The 3,062-nt window shown below is 56.3% G+C and carries 1 protein-coding gene; it reads right to left on the minus strand.

All coding sequences use genetic code 11. From position 1 onward, the window contains the following. Positions 1–1,741 (minus strand): EAL domain-containing protein (locus BHE97_RS19490; RefSeq protein ID WP_087625665.1); only part of this gene is annotated, 1,741 nt, incomplete at its 3' end. Between the last annotated feature and the right edge of the window lie 1,321 nt (positions 1,742–3,062).

A 3,062-nucleotide genomic window follows, 5' to 3' on the forward strand; every position in this document is an offset into this window, starting at 1 on the left:
GGTTGTGGGTGATATCACGGATGAAATAGCGGTCGATCTTCAAGACGCTGATGGGCATTTGCTTGAGCCGCATGAGAGACGAATAGCCAGATCCAAAGTCGTCGATGGCAAGGCGCACTCCCATGTCGGTGAGTTCCACGAGCACCCGCGATGACTTCTCGACGTCAATGGTGGCCATGCTCTCCGTTAGCTCTAGCTCGAGCGCGCTTGGGTGCAGTCCGTTCTCGCGCAGGGTTTCGGTCACGAGCTCCACGAAGCCTGGTGCATGCACTTCGCGCGCGGATACGTTGACGGCCATGCGCAAGTCTATTTCACCATTGCGCCGCCATTCCGCCAGTTGCGCACAGGCCGTACGCAGGATCCACGCTCCGAGCTGAATGATGAAGCCTGACTTCTCGGCGATGGGAATGAACTTGAGAGGAGCAACCGTGCCTCGTTGGGGATGCTCCCAGCGAACCAATGCCTCGAAGGCGCAGATGGCGCCGGATTCAGCGTCGACCAGCGGCTGGTAAACGAGCTTGAACTCGTCGTTCGTCAAACCCCGCAGCAGCTCCTCCCGAAGCCTGAGCTTCTCCTCGGAGTTCGCTAGCATGCCTTCGGTGTAGTAGCGGAAGCCACCCCTACCCTCCGTTTTCGCCTCGTACATGGCTACGTCTGCGACCTTGAGTAGTGTCCAGCCGTCGCCACAACCCGTTAGAAACATAGCAATGCCGATACTCGCCGGGGTATGCACGTTCTCACCTGCAACCAAGAACGGCTTTTTGCAGCTCTCCACCACCCGCGCAGCTACCAGGGAAGCCTCTTCCGCTTGCGCCAGGTCCTCGAGCAAGAGCACGAATTCATCGCCTCCCATACGCGCCACCATGTCACACTCACGCACGCAGCTGCGCAGGCGCCGCGCCACCTCTTTCAAGAGTTCATCGCCCGCGGCGTGACCATAGGTATCATTCACCTCTTTGAAGTTGTCCAAGTCGAGGAGCAGAACGGAGGCGTACGTCCCTCGCCGGCGTGCGCGCGACAGTGCCCGCCCCAGAGCCTCCCGCAACAGATGACGATTGGGAATGCCGGTCAAGGCGTCGTGGGTTGCCACGTAGCGGGCCTCCGCTTCGGCGCGGCGGCGCTGCTCTACCTCTTCGCGCAACTCACGCACGGCCTGCTCGAGAGCACTGGTGCGGCGTTGCACGATGGCCTCGAGGTCCATCAGGCGTTCGCGCAGCTGGTGGGAGATGGTCCATTTTTGGCTCAGAGCGTGCGCAGCTTGCAGCACCTCGATGGCCTCGAAGGGTTTGCGCAGGACCAGCAGTCCGTCGCTGTGGCCCAACTCGCTCACGATGTCCGCAAACGTATGATCAGAGTAAGCTGAGCAGATCACCACCTGCAGATGCGGATCGACGCACCACATGCGGGCTACCGTTTCGATACCGTCGATGCCCGGGGGCATGCGCACGTCCACGAAGGCGAGGGTGTAGGGACGTCCCTCACTACAAGCTCGTGCGACGAGTTCGACGGCTGCCTCTCCCTGGTGAGCGGATTGGAGCTCGAAGCGTTGATGAGGAGGTAGCGCGGAGGCGTCCTGAGCTTCACCCAGCAACTCACGCTCGAGCGCCTCCAGCTCCGAAGTCGGCGCCAAGTCCGGCGCCAGGATCTTCCGGAAATCTTCGTGGATCGTTGGATTGTCGTCGACGATCAACAGCCGATGCAGCAGTGGGGATTTGGGATCTTCTAGGGCAAAGTCCGACACACCGCGATGAACGGTAAGCTTCGGGCGGAACTAAGTGGTCTAGGTGTCGTTGTACGTGGGATCCCCGGGTACCGAGCTCGAATTCGCCCTATAGTGAGTCGTATTACAATTCACTGGCCGTCGTTTTACAACGTCGTGACTGGGAAAACCCTGGCGTTACCCAACTTAATCGCCTTGCAGCACATCCCCCTTTCGCCAGCTGGCGTAATAGCGAAGAGGCCCGCACCGATCGCCCTTCCCAACAGTTGCGCAGCTGAATGGCGAATGGCGCCTGATGCGGTATTTTCTCCTTACGCATCTGTGCGGTATTTCACACCGCATATGGTGCACTCTCAGTACAATCTGCTCTGATGCCGCATAGTTAAGCCAGCCCCGACACCCGCCAACACCCGCTGACGCGAACCCCTTGCGGCCGCATCGAATATAACTTCGTATAATGTATGCTATACGAAGTTATTAGCGATGAGCTCGGACTTCCATTGTTCATTCCACGGACAAAAACAGAGAAAGGAAACGACAGAGGCCAAAAAGCTCGCTTTCAGCACCTGTCGTTTCCTTTCTTTTCAGAGGGTATTTTAAATAAAAACATTAAGTTATGACGAAGAAGAACGGAAACGCCTTAAACCGGAAAATTTTCATAAATAGCGAAAACCCGCGAGGTCGCCGCCCCGTAACCTGTCGGATCACCGGAAAGGACCCGTAAAGTGATAATGATTATCATCTACATATCACAACGTGCGTGGAGGCCATCAAACCACGTCAAATAATCAATTATGACGCAGGTATCGTATTAATTGATCTGCATCAACTTAACGTAAAAGCAACTTCAGACAATACAAATCAGCGACACTGAATACGGGGCAACCTCATGTCCGAGCTCGCGAGCTCGTCGACAGCGACACACTTGCATCGGATGCAGCCCGGTTAACGTGCCGGCACGGCCTGGGTAACCAGGTATTTTGTCCACATAACCGTGCGCAAAATGTTGTGGATAAGCAGGACACAGCAGCAATCCACAGCAGGCATACAACCGCACACCGAGGTTACTCCGTTCTACAGGTTACGACGACATGTCAATACTTGCCCTTGACAGGCATTGATGGAATCGTAGTCTCACGCTGATAGTCTGATCGACAATACAAGTGGGACCGTGGTCCCAGACCGATAATCAGACCGACAACACGAGTGGGATCGTGGTCCCAGACTAATAATCAGACCGACGATACGAGTGGGACCGTGGTCCCAGACTAATAATCAGACCGACGATACGAGTGGGACCGTGGTTCCAGACATCGAATAACAACAACGACGAGCACAAGAG

The sequence above is a fragment of the Aeromicrobium sp. PE09-221 genome, from assembly GCF_002174305.1.
GTDB lineage: Bacteria > Actinomycetota > Actinomycetes > Propionibacteriales > Nocardioidaceae > Aeromicrobium.